Origin of the sequence: Alicyclobacillus pomorum DSM 14955 (genome assembly GCF_000472905.1) — a bacterium.
Taxonomy (GTDB): Bacteria; Bacillota; Bacilli; order Alicyclobacillales; family Alicyclobacillaceae; genus Alicyclobacillus_A; species Alicyclobacillus_A pomorum.
The window spans coordinates 138,495-158,750 of sequence record NZ_AXAR01000005.1 but is presented as its reverse complement, the minus strand read 5'-3'; the positions used below and the strand labels follow the sequence as shown (position 1 = coordinate 158,750).

17 protein-coding genes, 1 pseudogene and 1 other annotated feature are annotated in these 20,256 nt (G+C 53.4%); of the genes and pseudogenes, 6 read left to right on the top strand and 12 right to left on the bottom strand.

The features are described 5' to 3' along the window. Window positions 1–20: 20 nt before the first annotated feature. Window positions 21–1,109: a phosphatase PAP2 family protein gene (locus tag YWK_RS20880; RefSeq protein WP_026964245.1), complete on the bottom strand. Its 1,089-nt coding sequence runs from the start codon at window positions 1,107–1,109 to the stop codon at window positions 21–23. A gap of 175 nt (window positions 1,110–1,284) precedes the next feature. Between YWK_RS20880 and YWK_RS0107030 the strand changes: the two genes are divergently transcribed. Further along, the gene (locus tag YWK_RS0107030; RefSeq protein WP_026964244.1) at window positions 1,285–2,577 is read left to right on the top strand and encodes a DNA polymerase IV; all 1,293 of its coding nucleotides are present in this window, start codon (window positions 1,285–1,287) and stop codon (window positions 2,575–2,577) included. Between the two features lie 200 nt (window positions 2,578–2,777). Here the strand turns inward: YWK_RS0107030 and YWK_RS18730 are convergent, their stop codons facing one another. Beyond that, window positions 2,778–3,077, bottom strand: coding sequence for a hypothetical protein (locus YWK_RS18730; RefSeq protein ID WP_245578537.1), 300 nt, complete (start codon window positions 3,075–3,077; stop codon window positions 2,778–2,780). A gap of 161 nt (window positions 3,078–3,238) precedes the next feature. Here YWK_RS18730 and YWK_RS0107015 point away from each other — a divergent pair, with 161 nt between their 5' ends. After that, the gene (locus YWK_RS0107015; RefSeq protein ID WP_026964243.1) at window positions 3,239–3,490 is read left to right on the top strand and encodes a DUF3243 domain-containing protein; all 252 of its coding nucleotides are present in this window, start codon (window positions 3,239–3,241) and stop codon (window positions 3,488–3,490) included. Between the two features lie 102 nt (window positions 3,491–3,592). Here the strand turns inward: YWK_RS0107015 and YWK_RS0107010 are convergent, their stop codons facing one another. Next, a complete protein-coding gene (locus YWK_RS0107010; RefSeq protein ID WP_026964242.1) occupies window positions 3,593–4,279 on the bottom strand; it encodes a metal-dependent hydrolase in 687 nt (228 codons plus the stop codon). Window positions 4,280–4,492: 213 nt separating this feature from the next. Here YWK_RS0107010 and YWK_RS18725 point away from each other — a divergent pair, with 213 nt between their 5' ends. Continuing rightward, window positions 4,493–4,966 (top strand): globin domain-containing protein, encoded by a 474-nt coding sequence (locus YWK_RS18725; protein ID WP_245578536.1) that lies wholly within the window; start codon window positions 4,493–4,495, stop codon window positions 4,964–4,966. Next, window positions 4,953–5,390 (top strand): helix-turn-helix domain-containing protein, encoded by a 438-nt coding sequence (locus YWK_RS0107000; protein WP_035466300.1) that lies wholly within the window; start codon window positions 4,953–4,955, stop codon window positions 5,388–5,390. The genes YWK_RS18725 and YWK_RS0107000 overlap by 14 nt, the downstream gene beginning before the upstream one ends. A gap of 83 nt (window positions 5,391–5,473) precedes the next feature. Here the strand turns inward: YWK_RS0107000 and YWK_RS18720 are convergent, their stop codons facing one another. Then, the gene (locus YWK_RS18720; RefSeq protein WP_051375290.1) at window positions 5,474–8,035 is read right to left on the bottom strand and encodes a transglycosylase domain-containing protein; all 2,562 of its coding nucleotides are present in this window, start codon (window positions 8,033–8,035) and stop codon (window positions 5,474–5,476) included. 300 nt (window positions 8,036–8,335) lie between these two features. Beyond that, window positions 8,336–8,631: a binding site (T-box leader), on the top strand. Window positions 8,632–8,802: 171 nt separating this feature from the next. Here YWK_RS18720 and ileS point away from each other — a divergent pair. After that, entirely contained in the window at window positions 8,803–11,922 is a 3,120-nt protein-coding gene (gene ileS / locus YWK_RS0106990; protein WP_026964240.1) for an isoleucine--tRNA ligase, read from the top strand. Window positions 11,923–12,067: 145 nt separating this feature from the next. Here the strand turns inward: ileS and YWK_RS18715 are convergent, their stop codons facing one another. Next, a complete protein-coding gene (locus YWK_RS18715; protein ID WP_415782790.1) occupies window positions 12,068–13,696 on the bottom strand; it encodes a purine-cytosine permease family protein in 1,629 nt (542 codons plus the stop codon). 305 nt (window positions 13,697–14,001) lie between these two features. On the opposite strand from YWK_RS18715, the pseudogene YWK_RS22385 reads away from it, so the two are divergent. Then, window positions 14,002–14,113, top strand: a pseudogene (locus YWK_RS22385) (acetamidase/formamidase family protein); the annotation flags it as partial. A gap of 87 nt (window positions 14,114–14,200) precedes the next feature. Here YWK_RS22385 and YWK_RS22845 read toward each other — a convergent pair. The 7 genes from YWK_RS22845 to YWK_RS0106950 all read right to left on the bottom strand — a co-directional run bounded on the left by YWK_RS22845 (window position 14,201) and on the right by YWK_RS0106950 (window position 19,966). Continuing rightward, window positions 14,201–14,842 (bottom strand): urease accessory protein UreD, encoded by a 642-nt coding sequence (locus YWK_RS22845; protein ID WP_415782789.1) that lies wholly within the window; start codon window positions 14,840–14,842, stop codon window positions 14,201–14,203. A gap of 163 nt (window positions 14,843–15,005) precedes the next feature. After that, window positions 15,006–15,611 carry an urease accessory protein UreG gene (gene ureG, locus YWK_RS0106975; RefSeq protein ID WP_026964238.1) on the bottom strand — a complete coding sequence of 202 codons (606 nt, stop codon included), beginning with the start codon at window positions 15,609–15,611 and terminating at the stop codon, window positions 15,006–15,008. A gap of 21 nt (window positions 15,612–15,632) precedes the next feature. Next, the gene (locus YWK_RS0106970; protein WP_084453538.1) at window positions 15,633–16,397 is read right to left on the bottom strand and encodes an urease accessory protein UreF; all 765 of its coding nucleotides are present in this window, start codon (window positions 16,395–16,397) and stop codon (window positions 15,633–15,635) included. 12 nt (window positions 16,398–16,409) lie between these two features. Next, window positions 16,410–16,856, bottom strand: coding sequence for an urease accessory protein UreE (locus YWK_RS0106965; protein ID WP_245578547.1), 447 nt, complete (start codon window positions 16,854–16,856; stop codon window positions 16,410–16,412). A 19-nt stretch (window positions 16,857–16,875) separates the two neighbouring features. Then, on the bottom strand, window positions 16,876–18,555 hold the full coding sequence (gene ureC, locus YWK_RS0106960) for an urease subunit alpha (RefSeq protein WP_245578546.1): 1,680 nt from the start codon (window positions 18,553–18,555) through the stop codon (window positions 16,876–16,878). 16 nt (window positions 18,556–18,571) lie between these two features. Beyond that, window positions 18,572–19,210, bottom strand: coding sequence for an urease subunit gamma (gene ureA, locus YWK_RS18710; protein ID WP_084453537.1), 639 nt, complete (start codon window positions 19,208–19,210; stop codon window positions 18,572–18,574). A 12-nt stretch (window positions 19,211–19,222) separates the two neighbouring features. Then, window positions 19,223–19,966 (bottom strand): hypothetical protein, encoded by a 744-nt coding sequence (locus YWK_RS0106950; RefSeq protein ID WP_026964234.1) that lies wholly within the window; start codon window positions 19,964–19,966, stop codon window positions 19,223–19,225. Window positions 19,967–20,256 lie beyond the last annotated feature (290 nt).

The window sequence follows — 20,256 nt, the reverse complement described above, 5'->3', positions numbered from 1 at the left end:
CGTGCTGATCCTCTCCATGTTCAGTATGCCGAAACAGCTTCAGAATTTCCAGCGTCGGTGGACTGGCACATCCTTGTGGCACGTCGCACCCGCCAGCGCAACCAAGCATTGTGCAGTTTAGGTGCCATCACCGAAATCGCCACGCCCAACACAGCCCCTGCGATGTCGTCGCTTCCATAGTGAAAGCGCAGGTACAGCGTAGCAAAGATGATTAAGCCAGCTAGCGGAATGTACAACACTGCCCATGGGCGGCGGTACCGCCACACATAGACGACCATCAATACAGATAAAGCGGTGTGTAGACTTGGAAAACAGTCCCGCGCGACCGTCAATCGATTCAGCGTGAATTGCGGCGCGATGTCTCCTACAGGCACTGCAAAGTGATAGGTGTACCCCGGCCCAATGACGGGGACCATCACGTAACAGACGTAGCCGATGTAGAACGTGAGCAGCGAAGCAAACACGTATTCCGAGACAGCCCGCTTACTCGCCGTAATCAACAGCGCGACCGTCGCAAATAGTAGCCAGAACCAGCTCACGTACGCCCCGGTTAAGAGGTGAGTAAGCCAAGGGTGAACTAGGGGTTGAAGCCACTCTCCGACCTGTCGGCCTCCAAACAACGTGCTGTCCATCCTCTGCAACACCGGATCTTGAATCCCGGGATGCAACACCGGAACGTAAAAGTTGACAATGCGAAAGACAATCAGCAATAGGCAGTAGGCAAAAAAGACGCGCACCACAAACAAATAGCTGGTCAAACGCTTCCCCTGTTGCGCCCCACTCAACTTCCACCACGCGACAAGCAGCACGGTCCCGACCAGCAGTGCCCATGGCACAAAGTGCAGGTAAATGCCGCTGATCATCCAAACCACTTGCCAGTGATAATGAGGGACGCCAACCAGTTCGTCCAACCGTCTTCCGTAAACAAAAAAGATCCATGCGGCCGCGACAGAAGCTGCGATACCAATCCATTCAAACAGTTCAACGTTGGCCAACAAGCCTCGGGCACGAATCTCTTCCGCCCCAGCTGGCAAGCCGAACACCGATGGACTACCGGCATCATCAGTCCCTGTCCGCCTCGGTATATCCTGTCCAACCAGTGGTGCCATGCGGATTTCTCCTTCAAAGGCGCTGGCTGTATATGTTCACGATTCACCATGTGCACGACCACTCGACCGTGAATTTGCCAACGTCCTAACTGTGTATCATACCATACGCGTTCAAGTGTGCACAGCCAGTCCACAGCGGAGTGGTAAAATGACAGAGAGGGCGAGGAGGGAGACTATGGGTGCGCGTCAACGGCACATTTTGCACATCGACATGAATGCGTTCTACTGTTCCTGTCATGCTGCAGCAGAACCGCACAAGTACAGAGGACGCCCAACTGCCGTCGCCGGCAGCCCGGAGTCGAGGCATGGCGTGGTCGTAACGGCCAGTTACGAAGCCCGCAAGTACGGCGTGCGTGCCACCATGACGGTGACCGAGGCTTTGCGACAGTATCCATCGCTCATCCTCATTCATCCTGACTTTGATTTGTACCGCACGTACTCCAGGAAGGTGTTTGCGCTCATCCGAGAGTACACGCCGCAGGTGCAAATTTTCAGCATTGACGAGTGCTGGGCGGACGTCACCGGAAGCCGCCAATTCGGGACACCGAGAGATATTGCGGAACAGATCCAACACCGTCTCCGTACGGAATTGGGTTTGCCTTGTTCCATCGGCATTGCCCCAAACAAGTTCCTGGCGAAGATGGCCAGTGACTTTGAGAAACCGATGGGGATTACGGAGCTTTGGCATGATCAACTTCCCAAACTGCTCTGGCCTCTGCCTGTCGAGCAAATGTTTGGTGTCGGCCGAAAGACAGCGGAACGGTTGCACCGACTCGGCATTCGCACCATTTCGGACCTAGCGCACGCGAATCCTGAGTCCCTCCAGCGGTATTTCGGCAAGCGCGCGTTCGACATGGTGCAGCGCGCCAACGGGATAGATCACAGTGAGGTCAATCCGGTACCTGAACCACTGAAGAGCATCGGTCACTCCATCACGATGGCAGAGGACGTGGTGTCTGTAGACGAGCTATGTACGGTGCTCCTCAACCTGTCCGACCAAGTCGGTCGCAGAGTGCGCAAGCACGGCCTTGTCGGTCGAACGGTACAAATCACCATTCGCTACGCCAACCGCGAGACCATCACGCGCGCCAAAACACTGCCCGCGGCCACCTGCGTGACGGAACGGATTTATGAGACCGCTCGAGAATTGTTACTGAAACACCGCCGTGCAAACCGGCCTGTCCGATTACTCGGCGTCAGCCTCGGTCAACTCACAGAACCAGAGGCCGACGCGGCAAAGCCTGTCCAGCTGCAGCTATTCTCGGATGAACCCGCTGCGGATCCTTTGTTGGAGCGTGAACACAGGCTGAAAAAACTGAACGAGGTCACCGACGTGTTGCGAAACAAGTACGGTGAAGATATCGTAGTCCGTGGTCGGATGTTGACAGGACACGAAAGCAGCCAGATCCGCAACCACAAGATCCGAGGTACGTCCCTGCAAAAAGACAACTTACACGATGAGCTGTAACCTGGAGGTATGGTCAATGACTTTACATGGGGAATTTTTGAATGGAGCGCTGGATCCCATTGGCGCGATTTTGCTTTGCGTCCTCTGTTCCATCGCCGTACTCGTTTGGTCTGTAAAGCAGTCCGAATGAACCAGAGGAACGAGATTGCCATGCGGGCTCCATCGGCCAACGCTTTGGCCTTGAGCCCGCTCCTCGTACACTACAGAGCGCGGCGGCGCAGCGGCACGTCACGGCCACGTTGGGAAAGCGCCTGCCCAGACTCTGCCTCTTGGCGCTCCAATTGCTGGCTTCGCTCCTTGTCTGCGCCGACGAGAAAGTACAAGTTGGCCGCGACAGCCAGTGCGGCAAACAAAATCCAAACGGTTGAAAACGTTCCGTCTAAACCCGGATGCAGCCTGGGAATTCGTGGAATACCATACACGCTGAGGGCCACAATCGCACACGTGTTCGCAAAGGCCCTGCGCTTGGCATGGTGTACCATCCTCGTTTTTCGCCTCAATCCACTTCGCCTCCCTGCGTACCTGTCCACAGTTCACTGTATGCCGAACGACCATGCCCTATGCGAACGGGCACACGCCTGCCAATGAATAGTCGCCCATGCAGTGAGGCATTTTAAGTACGAAGTTACGAAGTCACATAGTCCAGCAAGGGGGGAAGGTCATGGACGTCCTCAACAACTGGGAACGATGGAAAGAGTTCCTCGGGAATCAAGTGGACAAAGCGCAGGCGATGGGGATCTCTCAAGAACGAATTACGGAAGTCGCCACGAAAATGGGCGATTATCTGGCCAGCAAGATTGATCCGAAAAACGAGCAAGAGCGCCTGCTTAAAGACCTGTGGGATAACGCGAATGAGGAAGAACAGCACACGCTGGCGTCTCTCATGGTAAAAATGACGGAGAAAGCACACTGACCGCGTGAATACGGCGAAGGGGCTGTCCCAAAAGTGCCAAGCGCACTTAAGGGCAGCCCCTTCTTGTTTTCCATGCGCGTTCCATCCATCTCAACACGCGTTTCAGATTTCGAGCGATTCACCTGGAGAAAGGACCTTGCCCTTCAGGTTCCGCTGCTCCAACGCTGCAACGAACGCGTGCGGATCTTGTTTGATGAGGTCAAACGTGTTGTAGTGCATGGGAATGACCAGATTCGCGCGCAGCCACTCTGCGGCGTACAGCGCGTCATCTGGGCCCATGGTAAAGTTGTCACCTATCGGCAGCAGGGCGAGGTCGATGTGATTCATGTCGCCAATCAGTTTCATGTCTCCGAACAAGGCCGTGTCCCCTGCGTGGTACAAGGTCTTACCTTCCATGGTCAAGAGAAAGCCACATGGATTCCCAGCATTTCCGACACTTCCGTCCGGCAAATCCAGTCCGCTACCGTGGAAGGCCAACGTCAGCTTCACCGTACCGAAGTCAAAACTCCGTTTCCCACCAAGGTGCATCGGATGTACTTTACAACCCCGGGTGCCAAAATACATGGCCAATTCGTTCGGGGCCACAATCACCGCGTCGTTTGCTTTTGCAATGGCTTCCGCATCCGCGATATGGTCACCGTGCCCATGTGTGAGGAGCACGGCCTCGACGCGAATCTCTTCGGGCTTCGCAACCGCCAGTGGGTTGCCGCTGAGAAACGGATCAATCACAACGCGATGCTCCCCGTTCTCGACGACAAAGCAGGACTGTCCGTGATACGTCACTTTCATGAATGCTCCACCCTTTCCGTAAGAAACTGCCACATCCTATTATAGAGCGAGTTGCAAAATTCCAATAGCGCAGTTCAGTAAGGGAGATGTGGTCAGTTTTAGCAAATCGCTGATGATAACACGCGCATCGATTCTTTTTGCCGATAAACGAGGCCTTTCGTATACTACAATTTAAGTGCGATGAAAATTGCTGGTTGAAAGAAGGGACGCACTTTGGACCGCACCGCCCCAACGTTGTACGACCTGGCTGGTGGCGCAAGCGCAATGCAGGCGCTCGTAAACGTATTTTACGACAAAGTTCAACAAAACAAGGTGTTGCGCCCGCTGTTCCCTGACGACTTCGATGACGTCAAAAAGCGACAATACATGTTTCTCACACAGTTTTTCGGCGGACCACCGCTGTTCTCACAGACGTACGGCGCACCGATGATGCGCGCTCGCCATATGAAAGCGGCGATTGCACCTAGGCATGCCAAAGAATGGCTGGCGTGCATGTCCGAATCCCTGCAGGAAGTCGGAATCCAGGGGCCCCTGTTCGACGTGATGATGGATCGGTTCACGAAAGCTGGGTATCAGATGGTCAACCACACGGACGAAGGAGCGCCGCTTGTGGCCCCTCAGGCTGCCATCACCGGTCATCTGCCACAGTTCCGCCGCAATCGGGAGGATGGAGATGAACCTCGGTGACCGCATTGCATCCCTGCGTAAAGCCAGGGGGTGGACCCAGGTGAAACTGGCGGAGGCAGCCGGGCTGTCTGCCAGCGCCATCGCGATGTACGAAACCAATCGTCGGCACCCAGATGGCCAGGCGTTGCACAAGCTGGCGCAAGCATTCGGCACCTCCGTCGGTGCTTTGACCCAACCGGAGCCGAAGAATGAAGTGGCTGTCACGTCTCACCTGAATTCTGCAAGGCCGTTGTCACCCTCAAGCCATCCCGCGGACCGTGGACTGACCACGCTCACTTTGTCCCGTGACGAAGCGCGGTTTATCCTGTTTTTGCGCATGAATCCACGAGCCAAGTCGTTTCTGGAGTCGTACATGTTCGCTGAAGATGCGAAGCGAGAACAATTGGAGAAGACCTGGAGATTGATTCACGATTTCCAAGTTTGAGAGATGTACAACATGCCACACGTCCGTAGCATTCCGCATAGAAAAGGGCTGGCCCGGAGTAAGCCAGCCTTTTTCCATACACGTCATTGCGTTGCGTTCCCCACGAGACCGGTGGCATTTCCACCAGTCCCTCCGTTTCCGGAGTTGTTTCCACTTCCGGATCCAGAACCGGTTCCGCTACCATTGCCAGATATATTTCCACCTCTGTGACCATGGGCATTTCCATTCCCGTTACCGGGCGGCGTCGAAGGACTCGGATTTTGCCCTGTCCCTTCGGTTGAGTTGCCAGGTGTCGGAGAATTGCCTACACCAGGCACGTTCCCCGGGGTTGTGGGTGAATTACTTGGAGACGACGGTGTCCCCGGACTCGTTGAATTGTCCACGTTGTTACTCGGCGCCTGACCCGAATTTCCGCCTGCCTGCGAACCGCCCTGGATGGTGATGGTTCGAGAGACCGCCGGTGTCAGCGGCTGGCCCGTCGAATTATCCACCGCCTGTACCACATAGGTGTACGTCATGCCCGGCTGCACGCTGCTGTCTTCCAGCGAAAGCTGGCTGGTCTGACCAATGACCGATGTCGTTCCCTGCGCGTCCGTTCGTTTCACCACGAAGCTCACCTGTCCTTGCAGCGGTGAACTCCAGCTCAGTTGCAACGCGTGGTTGGCTGCATCCCATTGGAAGCTCAGACCGCTCACCGGGGCCTGTTGTTGCTGGGTAGGCTGACTCGACGGCAAAGCCGTGAAGTTGAAGTGCTGCGGCGTCTGTCCAGCGGTAGCCAACTTCACAATGTCGCCGAAAATCCGTGCGCAGTACCACGAAGACGCGTATGGAATATCGGTCATGTGGTGCTCAGCATCAGGATTGTCATAGCCAATGTAGATGGATCCCAACATCGTGGGCGTATATCCATCAAACCAAGCATTGCGAATCCAACTCTGATGCACCCCGTTCAACGATGCGTCATACTGTACCGTCCCGGTCTTCCCTGCGACGTCCCATCCGGGAACTTGGGCCTGCGTTCCAGTTCCGTATTGGACGACGCCTTCGAGCAACTGCGTCATGATCTGAGCCGTCTGTGCAGAGACCACGCGCTTCGCAGCAGGTTGAAAACTGTATATGGTCTCGCCTGACGGGTTAGTGATTTTCGAGATGAGGTGCAGAGCCTCCTGTACGCCATTATTTGCATACGCCTCGTACGCGTAAGCCATCTGCATTGTGTTCACGCCATGGGCAAGGTTCCCGATGGCGACGCCAAGATGCTGGCGGTCGCTACTGGTAAATGGAATGCCGAGACGTTCGGCAAACGCAATACCATTGTCAAGGCCAATTTGCTTCAACAACCAGACCGAAGCAACGTTCTGCGACGTCGCGAGCGCGTCCTTCAGCGTAATGCTCGCCGGTGCATTGGCCTCGTCGTTTTGCGGAATATACCCACCGCCAAAATCTTGCGGGCGGTTATCGAGAATCGAGTTCGGGCCCCACTGTCCACTGTCAATCGCGGCGCCGTACTCGAGCAACGGCTTAATGGAGGAACCAGGCTGCTGCGGCGCGTAAATGCGGTCATAGCCGCGGTTGACAAACCCTTGCTTGCGCGACCCGGCGCCCCCCAGAATCCCACCTGTCTTAGGATCCACAAACAGGGCAGCACCTTGCACCACGGTTCCCGTTGTCGGTCCCGGGAAGTCGTTGTTGTAATTGGTGCTCCAGAAGACCTGGTCAATCGCTGATTGGACCGTCGGATCCAAGGTAGTGTAGATTTTCAATCCGCCTTGCAGCAATTCCTCGGTGCTAATGCCGGCCCGTTCGGCATAGTCAAACAGAAAATTGGTGAACAACGGATGCGTGTCCCAAGCATTATCCGGCAGCGAGTGGTATTCCAGTTTCCCAATCGGCTGCTGTTCCGCTGCTTTCGCCTGCGATTCCGTGATGTAGCCGTACTTCGCCATGGCTTCGAGCACCTGGTTGCGGCGTTGCAGGGCTGCAGCCGGATGCTGAATGGGATCATAGGCGCTGGGCGCTTGCGGAAGCCCTGCGAGCAGCGCTGCCTGATCCAGCGTCAACGCGTTGGGATTTTTCTTCAAATCAACGCCGAAGTAACGGTACGCCGCCTCTTCCACGCCAACGCTATTTTCCCCGAGAAATACTCGGTTCAAATACATGGCGAGAATTTCTTCCTTCGTGAAGTAGCGGTCAATTTGCACGCCCAGCACAATCTGCTGGAACTTTCGGTTCAGCGTCTTTTTGTCCGTCAGATACACAATTTTCGCCAGCTGCTCCTGAATCGTACTGGCGCCCTGTGCGTAGCTCTTCGTCCACAAGTCGACAAACGCGGATCGTAAAAGACCCTTTAAATCAATGCTTGAGCCAGTCCAGAAATTGTGATCCTCAATCGCCACCACGGCATCCCGCAGATTCTTCGGAATCTGGTTGTACGTCAGATCATCCGCTCCTTTTGAAGCGATGGTCATGTAGACTGACCCATTGCGGTCATATACAACCGTCGGTTGATTGGAGCGCGTCAGTTTCGAGGCGTCGAACGGTGTCAGTTCGACCGCCGCTATAAATATGATCACAAACAGCACAATCGCTGCGATGATCAATAGAAACACGCGAAGAAAGAGCTTGCGCCACAAAGTTTTCGTCATGTTTTTGTCACCTCATGTCTGAGACGTGAACCGAAGGCGCGAAATTGGCCACCATGGACATAGTACGTGTTGTCGACCATGATATGTAGGGGTACTTTCCGAACGTTTCCTGACAATTTCATGGAGATTGGCCGAAAGAGAAGGAATATATTTACCATTTTTGAATATACATACCTGTCAATCCATCGTGTTGGCTGCGCACGGTGGTTGGGTTCTCCCCCGTTCGGCCACCTGTGAGACGAGCCCGTCCCTCTTGAGCACAGGTCAAGTTTTTGATACACTGATTGGCATATATCGTGGCATAAACCGTTGAAAAGGTCGAGTAGTTTCCGGTGACCTGTCACAGAGAGTGGGGACAGGTGGAAACCCACACAGGTTCGGTAACGAATATCCCCTTGGAGGTGCCTGTACAACCCCGGTCTTGCACGAAACGTGTGGACTGGGCAGTAATGCAGGACGGTACTCTCCCGTTATAGAGAGGCGGATTCACTGGTGACCGCTTGGTTCAAGGAGCACCTTTGGATCCGGCAGATGGAGCGCGCCAGCGATGGACGCGCTAAGTTGGGTGGTACAGCGGGATCAAACTCGCCCCTTCACATGGGGGCGAGTTTTTTTAATTTCCTTAGCGGTTTGCAAAAATGGCGAACGACATCTCGTCGTGAAGTACGCTCGTGGATTTTGTGAATCGCTCACTTTCCATTCAGAGTGCGCAAGAAACATCATCGGGCGCAGCGTAAAGCAACCAGAGTGTCAGGAGGAGAGAAATTGTGCTAAAGCGAGTGGACGCCAAGGAGTCCGCAAGAGACAGGGAACAGCGAGTCCTTGAATTCTGGCAGAAACACGACGTGTTCAAAGAAAGTGAACGGTCCCGGGAGGGAAAACCGGAGTGGGTATTCTACGAGGGGCCTCCGACAGCCAATGGCAAGCCGCACCCGGGGCACGTGTTGACGCGCGTCATTAAGGACGTGTATCCGCGCTACCGGACCATGAAGGGATACCACGTTCAACGCAAGGCAGGTTGGGATACGCACGGCCTCCCTGTGGAAATTGAAATCGAAAAGAAATACGGCATCAGCGGAAAAAAACAAATCCAGGACTTTGGCGTGGAGCGGTTTATTCAGGAATGCCGTAACAGCGTGTTTACGTATGAAGAGACCTGGCGAAAGATGTCCGAGCGCTTAGGCTACTGGGTAGACCTGGACAATCCCTACATGACGCTCTCCGACGATTACATTGAATCTGTCTGGCATCTGCTGAAGCAGATTTTCGACAAAGGATACCTGTACAAAGGTCACCGCGTGAGCCCGTACTGCCCGCACTGTGAAACGACGCTGTCCAGCCACGAAGTGGCGCAAGGGTACGCCGATGTGAAAGACCTGTCGGTGACCGCAAAGTTCCGCCTGCTCGACAGCTCGCACGATGTACCGACGTACATTCTGGCGTGGACCACGACGCCGTGGACCCTGCCATCCAACGTCGCTTTGGCCGTCCATCCGGACTTGAAGTACGTGCTCATCCGTTCCGCAGAGCACGGTGAGAACTACTGGGTAGCTGAAGCACTGCAGCACAAGTTTTTGAAAGACGGCGACACCATCCTGGATATCAAAACCGGCCAGGAACTGCTCGGACTTCGTTACGAGCCAGTGTTCCCGTACGTCAACAAACTGGAAGGCAAGAAGCACGTGGTGGTTACTTCCGACCACGTCACTGCGGAGTCAGGTACCGGTATCGTGCACATGGCGCCCGCGTTCGGCGAAGACGACTACCGCGTTTGTCGGGAACACGGCCTGGTATTCTGCAACTTTGTAGATCTGACAGGCCGTTTCACAGACGACGTGACCGACTTCGCCGGTGCGTTCGTCAAGGACGAAGAAGTGAACGTGGAGATTGTGAAGTACCTGGCCAAACACGGCACGCTGTATGAGAAGCACAAGCACGAGCACTCGTATCCGCACTGCTGGCGGTGCGACACGCCACTTCTGTACTACGCGATTGACAGCTGGTTCATCAAGACGACCGCGGTCAAAGACCAAATGATTGCGAACTCGCGGAGCGTCAACTGGATCCCGGAACATATCAAGGAAGGGCGCATGGGGAACTTCCTCGAGAACATGATTGACTGGAACCTGTCGCGCAGCCGTTACTGGGGAACACCGTTGCCGGTGTGGGAATGTGATAGCTGCGGGCATCAGCATTGCGTCGGGTCCAAGGCAGAATTGAAATCTCTGGCAGGCACGCTGCCACCTGAGTTGCACAAACCGTACATCGATGAATTGACCTGGCCGTGCTCCTGCGGCGGCACGATGAAGCGTGCATCTGAAGTCATTGACGCCTGGTTCGACTCGGGCAGCATGCCGTTCGCACAACTGCACTACCCCTTCGAAAACCAGGAGGAGTTTCAGCGGCGCTATCCAGCGGACTATATCTCTGAAGCCATCGACCAGACGCGCGGCTGGTTCTACAGCCTGCTGGCCATCTCCACGCTGGTCACGGGTCGGGCACCGTACAAAAACGTGGTGGTCATGGGTCACGTGTTGGACGAAGAAGGAAAGAAGATGTCGAAGTCCAAAGGCAACGTGATAGATCCGTTTGAAGCCCTGGACATGCACGGTGCCGACGCGGTTCGGTTCTACTTCCTGTCCAACACGCAGCCGTGGAACTCGCAGCGCTTCTATCACAAGGCCGTGGCGGAAAGCAAGAGCAAGTACATCGACCTGTTGCAGAACGTGCACGCATTCTACGCACTGTACGCCAGCATCGACGGGTTCAATCCGAGCGAACACCACGTGCCTGTGAAAGACAGGCCGCTGATGGACCGCTGGATGATCTCGCGCTTGAACGACACCATTGGGAAAGTCGACGCATCCATCGAAAAGTACGACGCCACAGCGGCAGCGCGTATGCTGCAAGATTTGGTCAACGACCTGTCGACCTGGTACGTGCGCCGCAACCGCGATAGGTTCTGGGCATCAGGCATGGACACAGACAAGGTGGCTGCGTTCCTGACACTGTACGAATGTCTCGAAACCATTGCCAAGCTGACAGCTCCGCTGACGCCGTTCATCGCTGAAGAGCTGTACCAGAACGTCGTCCGATCCGCCAACCCGAATGCTCCGGCCAGCGTCCACCTGTGCGACTATCCAGTGGCGGATCCCTCGCTCATTGACAAGGACCTGTTGGCCGAAATGGACGAAGTGCTGCACGTGGTCGAGGCCGGCCGGCATCTGCGCAACGAAGCCAAGATCAAGACGCGGCAGCCGCTGTCCACTCTGTATGTATCGGAAGACAAGCGGTCGGTATTGGCCAAGTTTGCAGACGTGATTGAAGACGAGTTGAACGTCAAGGAGATTTCGTTCGTCCGTTTGGAAGACGTGGCGACGCCGGAACTCTACCTGAATCTGAAGGCCGTTGGGCAGGCCTACGGCAAGCTCGTCCCAGTCCTGAATCAAGCGGCCAAACAGGCGACGCCGGAACAGATTCAGACGTTCCAATCCACCGGTGAGGTGTTGCTCGAAGGACACGCCATCACGCGCGAACACGCGGAACTCCGGTACCATCCAAAGTTCACGGGTCTGATGACCGTGTCTGGACGTGGATTTGTCGGACTGAACACGGAGCTGACGGAACAGCTGGTGGAAGAAGGCTACGTCCGAGAATTGATTTCCAAGATGCAGATGATGCGCAAAGAAGTGAACTACAACGTGACGGACCACGTCGCTTTCTTCGCCGACGGCGACGCAGACCTTCTCAATATCCTCAAGCGCAACGAGGATCAGATCCGAAACACGGTTTTGGTTCGCGAGTTCATCTTCGGCAAAGGCCAAGGAGACCTGACCAAAGACTGGGATGTCAATGGCAAATCGCTGACGCTGACAGTGAAAAAGTAAACATGTATACAGATGTACACAGGCCGCAGATACGCTGCGGCCTGTGTTTTGTTCGCAACGGTCAGAGGTCGTTGTATAAACAGGGACAGACAACGACTCCGCCCTACCTTTATCAGTGGTTCACCAGTATGCACCGCGGAAGTGGTTACGCGTGAATATGGTGTGCATGTGCCGTATCAGTGGATTTACACATGTCATGGCAGGCCCTCTCCAGACTACAGCACAGAGAGCAAATGGGAGCATTTTGGAATGGGCAGTGTAACATGTCTTCTACCTCATACTCATAACCACAATTGGCGCACAACATGGTCTTCGCTACCACGTCAACTTCAGCTACCGCAGACCCTCGGAAGTCTGACGGTGCGGCGGAAGTACGCATCGTGTTCTCCCGTGCAATGTAGTACTTGCCTCGTGTAATAAGTGCGATGATGGGTGCCAGGACAAATGCGAGGACGATAGACACGAATGGCGAGAAGGCTTGCATCGTCGGGCCAAATACATTAAAGAAGGCGGCGACGGAGATTCCGGATGCGATAATCATGGAACCGAATCCAACGGGGTTAAAATTGTACAAATGCCCACGTTTGTATTCAATGTACGATGGACTGATCTTGAGCAACCTTTTATTAATGACCAAGTCAGACACCAATGCACCAATCCACGCCACGGCGACGTTTGAATAGAAGCCGAGAACCGTATTGAGGAATCCGAAGACTCCGCCCTCCATTAAGGCTAGCGCAATGCCGACGTTTAAGAACAGCCACACCACGCGACCAGGATGCCAGTGAAAAACCCGTGAGAAAAAGTTCGACCACGACAAAGAACCGGAATACGCATTCGTGACGTTAATCTTAATCTGCGACAGAAGGACGAACAAGGTCGCGACAAGCGATGCCGCAAAGACACCCGGAATCACGGTGTGAAATGCCTGCGTGTACATGTTGATGGGTTCATCTGCCTGCACAGCGCCCATCGTCGGTTCGATGTACGAAGCGAGTAACGACCCGCCAAGCTGCTTAATGGCGCCGAGAATGACCCAGCCAGGACCAGCCAGCAGCACAGCCCACCACCACTTGGACCGGTTCGCACGCGTTTGGTTCGGCATGAATCGGAGGTAGTCGACTTGCTCTCCAATTTGCGCGATGAGGGACAGAGTGACGCCGGCAGCAAGACCGAATTCCACGAGATTAAAGCGGGGTCCAGATGCAGACGATCCGCCAAATTGCGTCCAGCTGACAAATGCCGTGGGATCTTTAATGGCAAGTGCCACAAAGGGGCCCAGCATCATAATGAGCCAAACCGGTTGAGTGATGACTTGTAACTTTGACAGAGCAGTCATCCCGTACATCACCAGTGGAATCACGACAAGAGAGCAGATGAGGTATCCGACTCCTAGTGGAATATGGAAGAACTCTTTCAGTGCTTGAGCCATCACTGAACCTTCCAAAGAAAAGTAGATAAACGTAAACGACGCGTACACCAACGATGTCAATGTAGAACCGTAGTACCCGAAGCCAGCTCCGCGTGTGAGAAGATCCATGTCAATGTTGTACTTTGCCGCATAGTAGGAAATGGGAATCCCCGTCAAAAAGATGACGGCAGCCACCACCAGAATGGCTACCAGTGCGTTCATAAACCCGTACGTCAGCGCGACTGAACCGCCTATCGCAAAATCAGCCATGTAGGCAATGCCTCCGAGAGCCGAGTTCATGACAGTGAATTCAGTCCATTTGCGAAACGACTTTGGGGCATACCGAAGCGCATAGTCCTCCATGACAGGATTGTTTACCCATCTGTTGAACGACCGCTTGGGTTGTAACACTTGCCCACGAGGTTCGAGAACAGACACTCTCCACCACTCCCATCTGTTTATTTAGAAAATTTAAATATGCATTCACAATCTAACATGACCCCTCATTTGAAGCAAGGTTTTTTGTTAATAAACCTTACATAAAACCAAAATAATATGCCTATTTAGAGTTTTTTCTGTTATTTGTGCAAGAATACCTAACATATATTTTACAGGTCTCTTTTCACTCTGAGGTTTGCAGATCCAACTCATGCATCGAAGGCCACAATCACGTACTCAATGGCCCCATTTATGTCAACGGTGCCAAGCCAGGCAGTCGAAATCCTCGATATCGGCGCCCTGCCGAACTCTGAATGGGGATTCAATGGAATTTTTGCGCGATAGAACGGAGGCGGCTTTCGCGTATATCCTAGAGCTCTTACATTGTAAGGGTGATGCGATGGAAAATAACTAGGCGGCAAGCCAAACTTAGGCAAAGGTTTCAAAACAATACCGCGCTTTGTCGATGACACGTTGGACGTCCTGGACAGTTGAACCCACTACTCTCATGGCGATCCCGACTCCGTCAATTGCGGATACACCAGCTCGCAGCCCCGGTCCTGTGACTTCGCGGCACAGACGTTGCAATCGGGGTTCTTCACCGTCTGGCAGCCCTAAAAGATAAACACTTCCTAGCGCCACAAATCTCGTTGACCATCCTCTACCACACGTGAGACTATCCAAGCCAACATCGATACAGTCTCTCATTACAACTTCGCCTGAACGGAATACCCGAAAAGTCGATTGAAACCGAATGAAATCGAGTGTCTCTTCCAGTGAGTTCTGCCGCGTTAGCAAAATTTCCGGAATGAAGGCACGTGCACCATTTCCGAAGTGGACATCGACGTGGGAAATATACTTGGATTGCGCAAATGGGATAATAATGTTGGGGCCCATCCTCAGAGTACTGTGCGACTTGAGGTGGATGTTGAGAGCATGTGTAGACCCTGCTCCCCCTGGCATGACTCTTGTGAAGGATTGATACGCTACATCTGCCTCGGCGCTCTCTCCAACATATATTTGCTGTTCATACCTATCTCCATCCATACAGCCTGGACCAAGGTGAATCATCTGCACTTCCGGGCAATACGCCGTCCTTCGATATACAGGACGGCTCGCGCGAAGAAGCCCGGAGAATCGATGGTGTTCCAGTCTACTAACCCCGTTCTTCGCCAAGAAGAATATATCTAATGTGCTCACTTTTGTGCTCCCTTTCCCCATCTGCTCCGTATCGTCAGTCCACAAGCATGGCATTGTATTCAATCCAAGCCACCACCTCACTGAGTCCTTCACCCGTCTTCAGATTTGTAAACTGAAACGGGAGGTCACCGCGCATCCGTTTTGTGTCTTCCTCCATAACGGCAAGGTTGGCCCCGACCAGAGGTGCAAGATCGGTCTTATTAATGATTAAGAGATCCGACCTGCAAATCCCCGGACCTCCCTTTCTCGGGATCTTCTCACCCTGGGCCACATCGATGATGTAAATGGTGATATCCGCCAACTCAGGACTGAATGTAGCCGCGAGATTATCTCCGCCGCTTTCCACGAAAACCACATCCAGATTCGGAAACCTTCGCTCTAACATTTCAATGGCCTGTAAATTCATCGTTGCATCTTCCCGAATTGCAGTATGCGGACAACCTCCGGTCTCAACACCGATGATCCGCTCTTTCTCCAGAACACCATGCTTCATGAGGAACTCAGCGTCCTCCTGAGTGTATATATCGTTGGTGACAACCGCCATCTCATACCGTCCGGACATCGTGCGTGTCAGCTGCTCCACCAAAGCTGTTTTTCCAGCGCCGACGGGACCACCCACACCAATACGAACTGCAGTCATCTTGTCTCCTCCCCCAATCTCCTAAGACATGAACAAGCGTCCACTTAACTGTTTGTGGTTCATCTGGGCAATTTCCCAGACTACACTCGTGGACGACAAGTCATCGACGGTCCTACCACTGTAGGACGGAATCTTCTCCATCCACTTTCGACAATGCGCCAAAACGCGTTGCCCAGCCGTTTGCCCAAGCGGTACGGCGCGAACAGCCGCGGACACGATACAACATACATTGTTGTAAAGAACCGCTGTGACTGTATCCGTTTGCCCGATACCAAGGTCAGCAGCAGCGACGGCGAGCGCCACTGAGTGTGTGGAAGCTGCAATTCCTGCGCAAACGGCCTCCCAATACCGCTCTGCCATCCCACCACGTACCATCCGGCTTAGTTCCTGCAGTGACCGCTTCCCGATGCCCAGCACTCCGCTCCTGGTCTCCTCCGGAAGAATGGAAACGGACATCGTGTTTGCAATGTCACAGATTCCCGACAAATCTCCTCGGATGGCACACTCCCATGCCAGATGTGAAGCCAATCCATCGAACGGGACAACTTGAAGATAAAACCATTCTTCGAGCATGATTTGAAACGTTTCTACGTCCTTGACCATTCCGTCTACAATCAAGGTTTCTAATCCAAAAGAATGCGAAAATGCTCCATTCGGGAAATTACTGTCGCACGCTTGGAGAAGAAAGGTGAGTTGTCCGGAATACACGTTCACTGCCCCTTTTCTCAAAGTCGGGTTTGGCCTGGGGCGTTCGTTCACCCCAACGGATGGACCCACTAGTCTCATGCACGTGAAACCTCAGAAACCCAAGTGTGAATGGGGGGCATAGATATGAAGGAAGGGTCTATCCAGTTCTCGAAAGACTTTCTCGTTTGCAATGTTGAGACTGTTGAACAGGTTTTCGAGCACTGGATGATACGGAACCAGAATCTCAGGCTCACAGATTTGAAGGGGAACATGTCGATTTCCCAATTGGTGTCCCACCTCGGCGATTTGAGAAAACGTGATTGGACGAATGGCCAGGACCCATTCTGGCAATACCCTGACCACCACAACCGAATCTCCATGGACAAACAACACGTCTCCGGGGCGAAGGATGGTGCCCCTCGGCAAGGAAGCCTTCACTTCAACACCAGATTTTGTCCTCCGCCGAAATACCCTCCGTGCCAGATCAGAACTCGGCAGATATAGTTCGTCACGCTGGAAGTTCGGAAAGTCTCCTTCTCTGCCAAGGACCGCTGTCACTTTCAACAAACTCGGCCTCCTAAAATAGAAAGTATCGTTGCGCTAAAGGCAAAACTTCCGCTGGTTCGCAGGTCAGCAGTTCACCGTCTGCGATTACCTTGTAAGTCATGGGATCGACCTCAATGTTCGGCATGGCATCGTTATGCACCATGGAGTGCTTATTAATTGAACGACAATTCCGAACAGGAAGAACGCGCTTTTGTAAAGCGTACTGAGACACCGTACCCAACGCTAGAGCAGCCTGGGACGTGAACATGATGGCATTGGTGAATCGAGCGCTCCCTTGTTGCCCAAACATCGGACGGTAGAACATCGGCTGAGGGGTTGGAATGGACGCGTTCGGATCGCCCATGTTTGCAAGGGCGATGGCACCGCCCTTCAGCACAAGCTCCGGTTTCACGCCGAAGAATGCCGGTTTCCATAAGACAAGATCCGCTAGCTTACCCACCTCAATGGAACCGACGTACTCAGCAATGCCATGCGCGACGGCCGGGTTAATGGTATATTTCGCCACATATCGCTTCACACGGAAATTGTCTACGGGTTCCTGTGAAGCCAAGATCCCCCGTTGCCGTTTCATCTTGTCGGCGGTCTGCCAAGTGCGAATAATGACCTCGCCAACGCGGCCCATGGCTTGCGAATCTGAACTCATCATACTGAACACGCCCATGTCGTGAAGAATGTCCTCCGCACCAATGGTTTCAGGTCGGATTCTCGAATCTGCGAAGGCAATGTCCTCCGGAATTTTGGGGTCTAGGTGATGACACACCATCAGCATATCCAGATGTTCATCTACCGTGTTGACGGTATATGGCCTGGTTGGATTCGTAGAAGAAGGCAATACATTCGGCATCGATGCGATTTTGATAATGTCAGGCGCGTGCCCTCCTCCCGCCCCTTCCGTGTGGTACGTATGGATGGTACGACCGTTGATGGCACGGATGGTATCTTGCACGAACCCACCCTCGTTCAGAGTGTCGGTGTGAATGGCTACCTGCACATCATAGTCGTCTGCGACTCTGAGACAGGTGTCAATTGCGTGGGGCGTACTTCCCCAGTCCTCATGTAACTTCAATCCAATGGCTCCCGCCTCAATCTGTTCAGACAAGGCATGAGGCCCAGAGGAGTTTCCTTTGCCAAGAAAGCCCACATTTACAGGAAGAGCCTCCGCGGCTTCCATCATCTGTCGAATGTGCCATGATCCCGGTGTACACGTTGTGGCCAATGTCCCGGTAGCCGGGCCGGTGCCTCCCCCTAGCATCGTGGTCACGCCGCTTTGCAGTGCCACTTCCGCTTGTTGTGGCGAGATAAAGTGAATGTGTGAATCCACGCCACCCGCCGTCACAATCATGTTTTCCCCTGCAATCACCTCTGTGCTGGCGCCAATGACCATTCCAGGTGTGACGCCATCCATCGTCAGAGGATTTCCCGCTTTGCCGATACCTGAGATGATTCCGTTCTTAATCCCAATGTCCGCTTTCACAATGCCCCAGGTATCGATAATGACAGCATTCGTGATGACCGTATCCAACACATCGTCCGCACGAACCGCATAAGGATGTTGCCCCATTCCGTCACGAACGGTTTTTCCACCACCGAATTTGCATTCGTCTCCGTACACCGTAAAATCCCGCTCAATTTCAATCCACAGTTCCGTGTCCGCCAATCGAATTCTGTCTCCGACGGTCGGCCCGTACATCCCTGCGTATGCTGACCTATGAATCCTCAGCTTCGCCACCCCCTCCATTGACGGCCCCTGAAAACCCATGAACAACTTTCAGTCCACCGAATTCCACCAACGTCACTGTCCGCATATCCCCCGGCTCAAATCGGACCGCCGTACCAGATGGGATGTCGAGCCGATACCCAATCGTACCTTCCCGTTCAAACTCCAGCGCACTGTTTACTTCATAGAAGTGGTAATGCGATCCTACTTGAATCGGTCTGTCCCCCATGTTACAAACAGTTCTGATAATTCGTTTCCTGTTTGGCAGCAAATCAATTTCGTTGTCCAGGACCTTGTATTCCCCAGGATTGATATCACTCCGGCTCGGACGAATGGGAGTATGTACAGTGACCAGTTTTGTTCCATCCGGGAATGTGGCTTCCACTTGAACTTCATGGATCATTTCCGCGACACCTGGCATAACATCGTCTTCGGATAACACATGCCTGGCATCTTCCATCAGATCCGCCACCGATTTTCCTGCACGCGCCTCCTCTGTAACATAGGATGAAAGCAGCGCGACGGCTTCTGGATAATTCAATTTCAAACCCCGCTCAAGCCGCTTTCGTGCTAATTCAGCAGCGACGAATATCAGCAATTTATCACGTTCCTGGAGAGTTAAATGCATAGAAATCCCTCCCTATAGTAGAGTCGGCAAAACGGATGCATAACCCAGCGTGAAAATACCCCCTATACACAGGCTGTATGCCGCGGTTGCAATGCCAATCCCACGGATAACTCGCCGGTGTCTCATCGCGCTCAGATAACCCACAATCGTTGTGAAAGCCAACAGCATGTGTGAACAAAGTAAACCAACCACGAACGATAGAACGATGGTACATCCCTGCAGAGGAGATCCGAGTCCAGAAACGGTGGCAAACATCATCAATTGTGTCGGCGTTTCTGCTCCTATCCCGTGGATAACACCTATAAAAAATGCACTGATTCGGTTGATTCGTACATTCGGGAAGACGTTGAATTGATTACGGCCGCCTCCAAGACGCCTTGCGACCCAGCCGAGTACGTAATTGAAACTCGTAAAGAGTAAACGCCAACGACTCATCGGTACATATTCTCCACCTCGGAGGAGTGAAATCACCAAAAACGCAGCAAGAATCAGGAGAGTCATTCCCACAAAACGCTCCATCACTGCGTCTACCCAGTGTGGAAGGGTGCGTCCCAGTAGAATGGCCAATGCTCCAAAAATGACGATGACCACTTCGTGGCCCACGGCGTACCACAGCGTCAACATGAAACCTTTCTTTCTGTCTTCTTCACCCCCGACCAGATCTGCTATTGCCGTGACATGATCCCAATCAATTCCATGCCGGAAGCCTAACATCAGCGCCAGCCCACTGAGGCCGACTATGGTGGTGAAACCCATGCATACATCCTCCCGTCTTGGCCATCCCTGAAGCTTACATGACGACAAGAACCAGATGGAAAGACTCGGTGATAACTTGGTCCCGGAATATGGCAGCACTCGGCGATTCCTTCCCTCCTCACTCCCGAATCAGCTTTTGGTGACAATCTAACACAGTGAATACCATTGTCAAGATTTTATGTAAGGTTATTTAACATTCGACTCTCTTTTTCATGTCCATAATTCCGGGGCAGGCTTGTACCGAAAACAGAGGGTTCTCACTGCAATGTAGTTTTGAGCCGGAACTACCT